We start from the raw sequence: 4118 nt of genomic DNA, 5'->3' as shown, positions 1-4118 counted from the left end.
CGCAAAGCCATGGCTGCCGGTGCCGCGCGAGCATCTCGCGCAAGCAGTCAGCGCGCAGCAGGGCGACCAGAACTCGCTGCTCGAGCACTACCGCCGCTTCCTGGCATTCCGCCGCGCGCACCCGGCTTTCGCCAAGGGTGAGATCGATTTCCTGGCCGGGGAGGGCGATATCGTCGCCTTCACCCGGCGTCAGGGCAATGAGGAGATCGTCTGCGCCTTCAATCTCGGCGCGGGACAGGCGAGCATCGATCTTGGCGGCGGTCGCGCGGTGCAGCCGCTGGGCGGGCATGGGTTTACCGGACAGGCGGATGCAGGCAAAATCCGGCTGGGCAGCTATGGAGCGTGGTTCGGGCGGATCGCCTGAGCGGGACATACGGATAGATTCGGGAGGAAAAGCATGGCCGATCTCACCCTCAGGCAAATCAGGAAAGCCTACGGCAACCTGAACATCCTTCATGGCATCGACCTCGACATAAAGTCGGGCGAGTTCATCGTCTTCGTCGGCCCGTCGGGCTGCGGGAAGTCGACGCTGCTGCGCACGATCGCCGGCCTCGAGGAGATCACCTCCGGCACGCTGCAGATCGCCGGCGAGACGGTAAACGACGTGCCGCCTTCCAAGCGCGGCATTGCCATGGTGTTCCAGAGCTATGCGCTCTATCCGCACATGACCGTCTACGACAACATGGCGTTCTCGATGAAGATCGCGCGCGAAAGCAAGGCCGAGATCGACAAGCGAGTGCGCCAGGCCGCCGAGATCCTGCAACTGACCCAATATCTCGACCGCCTGCCCAAGGCGATGTCGGGCGGCCAGCGCCAGCGCGTCGCCATCGGCCGCGCCATCGTGCGCAACCCGAAGGTCTTTCTGTTCGATGAGCCGCTGTCGAACCTAGACGCCGCGCTGCGCGTGGCGACCCGCATCGAGATCGCCAAGCTCAAGGAATCGATGCCCAACACCACGATGATCTACGTCACCCACGACCAGGTCGAGGCGATGACGCTGGCCGACCGTATCGTCGTCCTGAAGGAGGGCGTCATCGAGCAGGTCGGCACGCCGATGGAGCTTTACCGGCATCCCGGCAATCTGTTCGTCGCGCAGTTCATCGGCTCGCCGGCCATGAACATCGTGCCGGCGACGATCGACAGACCCGGCCGCGAGACGGTCATCACCCATGTCGGCGGGCGCAAGGTAAGCCTGCCGGTGGCGACGCCGGCCGACGCCGCTGGTGCGGCGATCAGCTTCGGCGTCCGCCCGGAGGATTTGAGGGTGGCGACGGGCGCGGACTTCCTGTTCGAGGGGCCGGTCGACTATGTCGAGCAGCTCGGCGAGGTGCAGCTGGTCTATGTCGGCATCGGCCGTGCCGACGAGCCGCTGGTGGCCAAGCTGCCCGGCAATGTGGAGGTGAAACGTGGAACGGTCCTGCGCCTGACCGCGGACGCCGGCGATCTCCACATATTCGATGCGGAAGGGCGCTCCTTCGCGCGCGAAAGGCTGACGGCGCAGGCGGCCTGATTACGGCATTTCCGCCGCAGTCAGCCGCTCCATGCGGGCGGTCTTGCGGCGCGAGATGAAGAAGGCTGCGACGAAAGTGAGGCTCATCAGGAGCACGATTGTCGGCGCGGGCGCCGAGTCCAGGAAGAAGCTGAGGTAGACGCCGAAGAACGACGCCAGGGCCGCGATGGCGACCGCGAACACGAGCATGCGGTCGAAGCGGTCGGTGAGCAGGAAGGCGATGGCGCCGGGCGCGATCAGCATGGCGATGGCGATGATGATGCCGACCGCCTTCAGCGCCCCGACGATGGTCAAAGACAGAATCGACAGCAGCCCGTAATGCAGAATCCGGACCGGCAGGCCGATGGCGCGCGCGTGCTGCGGGTCGAAGGCGTGTACGAGCAGGTCGCGCCTGAAGATCATGATCGCGCCGCCCGCGATCGCCGCGATGACGCCGCTTTCGGCGACGTCCTGCCAAGTGACGCCGAGCATATCGCCGAACAATATGTGGTCGAGATGCACGTCGGTCTCGATCTTTGTGTAGAGCACGATGCCCAGCCCGAACATGCCGGAGAAGACGACGCCCATCACGGTGTCTTCCTTGACCCGGCTGTTTTCCTTCAGAAAGCCGGTGGCGAGCGCGCAGACCATGCCCGCGCCGAATGCGCCGACGGCGAGCGGCAGGCCGGCGATATAGGCGAGCACGATGCCGGGCAGCACGGCGTGGCTGATGGCGTCGCCCATCAGCGACCAGCCCTTCAGCACCAGGAAGGACGACAGCAGCGCCATCGGCATGGCGACCAGCACCGCAATGACGAAGGCCTGCTGCATGAAGGGAAACTGGAAGGGGAGGAGGAGGGTTTCGATCATGTCCCTGCCTCCAGCGCTTCCCGCGCCCGCCGCCTTGCCGCCAGCATGCCGTGCTTCGGCGCCAGCGCGAAGGCAGCCAGGAAGATCGCAGTCTGCAGTACGACGATGATGCCGCCGGTCGCGCCGTCGAGGAAATAGCTGGCGTAGGCGCCGACGAGGCTCGTTATCGCCCCGATCGCCACGCTGATCACGATCAGGCGCGGGAAGCGGTCGGTGAGCAGGTAGGCGGTCGCGCCGGGCGTCACCACCATGGCGATGACCAGGAACGCGCCGACCGTCTGCAGCGCCGCCACCGTGCAGGCCGAAAGCAGCGTGAAGAACATCGCCTTCAGCCAGTCCGGGTTGAGGCCGACGGAGCGCGCATGGTTCTCGTCGAAGAACGCGACCATCAGGTCCTTCCATTTGACGAGGAGTATCGCGAGCGACACGCCGGCGATGATGACCAGTTGCAGCGTGTCTCCCGGCGTCACCGCGAGAATGTTGCCGAGCACGATGGTCTGGATGTTCACCGAAGCCGGCGACAGCGAGATCATGAACAGGCCGAGGCCGAAGAAGGAGGTGAAGATCAGCCCGATGATGGCGTCTTCCTTGAGCTTGGTGCGCTGGTTCAGAAACAGCATCGCCGCCGCCGCCAGTCCTCCCGAAATGAAAGCGCCGAAGGCGAAGGGCAGCCCGATCATGTAGGCCCCGGCCACGCCCGGCACGATGGCGTGCGAGAGCGCGTCGCCGATCAGCGACCAGCCCTTCAGCATCAGATAAGCCGACAGGAACGCGCAAACGCCGCCGACCAGCGCCGACACCCACATGGCGTTGACCATGTAGCCGTAGGCGAAAGGTTCGGCGAGCGCGGCGATCATTTCTTCTCGTCCCGTTCATCCGGGCCGGCCGAGCCGCGCGGATCCTCGCCATTGCCGTAGATGACGAAGGGCCGCTCGTCGTCGGTGAGCACCGTCACCCGGCGCGGATCGGCGTCGTCGTGCAGATCGGCGCCGCCGAGGATGAACTGGCGCAGCACGCCGCCGAAAGCTTTTTCCAGATTGGCGTGGGTGAACACCTCGTTGGTAGGTCCGGCCGCCAGCACCGTGCGGTTGATCAGCACGGCGCGGTCGCAGAAGCGCGGCACCGAGCCCAGATTGTGCGTCGAGACCAGCATGATGCGGCCTTCTTCCCGCAGCGACTGCAGGAGCGCGATGATCGCCTCCTCGGTGCGCACGTCCACGCCTGTGAACGGCTCGTCAAGCAGGATGATTTTTCCCTCCTGGGCAAGCGCGCGGGCGAGGAAGACGCGCTTCTTCTGGCCTCCGGAAAGCTCGCCGATCTGCCGCTTGCGGTAGTCGGCCATGCCGACGCGCGCCAGCGCCTCGTCTACCGCCTGCCGGTCCGCGGGCCGCGCCATGCGCAGAAAATTCATGTGGCCGTAGCGGCCCATCATCACCACGTCCTCGACCAGAACCGGAAAGTTCCAGTCGACATCCTCGCTCTGCGGCACATAGGCGACGGCGTTCTTTTTGAGCGCATCGGTCGCCGGCCCGCCGAATATCCGAACCCGCCCGGCGGCGAGCGGCACGAAGCCCATGATCGCCTTGAAGAGGGTCGACTTGCCGCTGCCGTTGACCCCGACCAGCGCTGTGATGCTGCCCTTCGGGATCGAGAAGGAGGTGTTGCGCAGCGCCGTCTGGCCGTTGCGGTAGGTGACTGCTATGCCCTCGACCGAAAGCCCATCGCCGGGCTGCGGCGCATTGCGGAGCCTGGTCGGGAG

General features: G+C 65.6%; 4 protein-coding genes and 1 pseudogene. 2 read left to right on the top strand and 3 right to left on the bottom strand.

Features of this window, described 5'->3' with window-relative positions; all coding sequences use genetic code 11:
- Together MAXJ12_RS00600 and MAXJ12_RS00595 are read left to right on the top strand one after the other, a co-directional pair.
- Positions 1 to 364: pseudogene (locus MAXJ12_RS00600) on the top strand (alpha-glucosidase); the annotation flags it as partial.
- Between the two features lie 33 nt (positions 365 to 397).
- Complete coding sequence (locus tag MAXJ12_RS00595; protein ID WP_008833782.1) at positions 398 to 1510, top strand: ABC transporter ATP-binding protein; 1113 nt, start codon at positions 398 to 400, stop codon at positions 1508 to 1510.
- Here MAXJ12_RS00595 and MAXJ12_RS00590 read toward each other — a convergent pair whose 3' ends face one another.
- The 3 genes from MAXJ12_RS00590 to MAXJ12_RS00580 all read right to left on the bottom strand — a co-directional run.
- Entirely contained in the window at positions 1511 to 2359 is an 849-nt protein-coding gene (locus MAXJ12_RS00590) for a metal ABC transporter permease (RefSeq protein WP_008833781.1), read from the bottom strand.
- Positions 2356 to 3216, bottom strand: a complete 861-nt coding sequence (locus MAXJ12_RS00585) for a metal ABC transporter permease (RefSeq protein ID WP_008833780.1) — start codon at positions 3214 to 3216, stop codon at positions 2356 to 2358. Before MAXJ12_RS00585 ends, MAXJ12_RS00590 begins: the two co-directional genes overlap by 4 nt.
- Positions 3213 to 4118: manganese/iron ABC transporter ATP-binding protein (locus tag MAXJ12_RS00580; RefSeq protein ID WP_008833779.1), on the bottom strand; the 906-nt coding region annotated here is incomplete at its 5' end. The genes MAXJ12_RS00585 and MAXJ12_RS00580, both read right to left, overlap by 4 nt.

Origin of the sequence: Mesorhizobium alhagi CCNWXJ12-2 (assembly GCF_000236565.1) — a bacterium.
In the GTDB taxonomy this organism is placed as follows: Bacteria; Pseudomonadota; Alphaproteobacteria; order Rhizobiales; family Rhizobiaceae; genus Allomesorhizobium; species Allomesorhizobium alhagi.
Note: the sequence above shows the minus strand (reverse complement) of the source record. Positions and strands in the feature narration are given on the sequence as shown.

Excerpts from the sequence above, each read along its gene's own strand:
- MAXJ12_RS00595 (WP_008833782.1), top strand. The coding sequence starts at position 398 with ATGGCCGATCTCACCCTCAGGCAAATCAGGAAAGCCTACGGCAACCTG.
- MAXJ12_RS00590 (WP_008833781.1), bottom strand. The coding sequence starts at position 2,359 with ATGATCGAAACCCTCCTCCTCCCCTTCCAGTTTCCCTTCATGCAGCAG.
- MAXJ12_RS00585 (WP_008833780.1), bottom strand. The coding sequence starts at position 3,216 with ATGATCGCCGCGCTCGCCGAACCTTTCGCCTACGGCTACATGGTCAAC.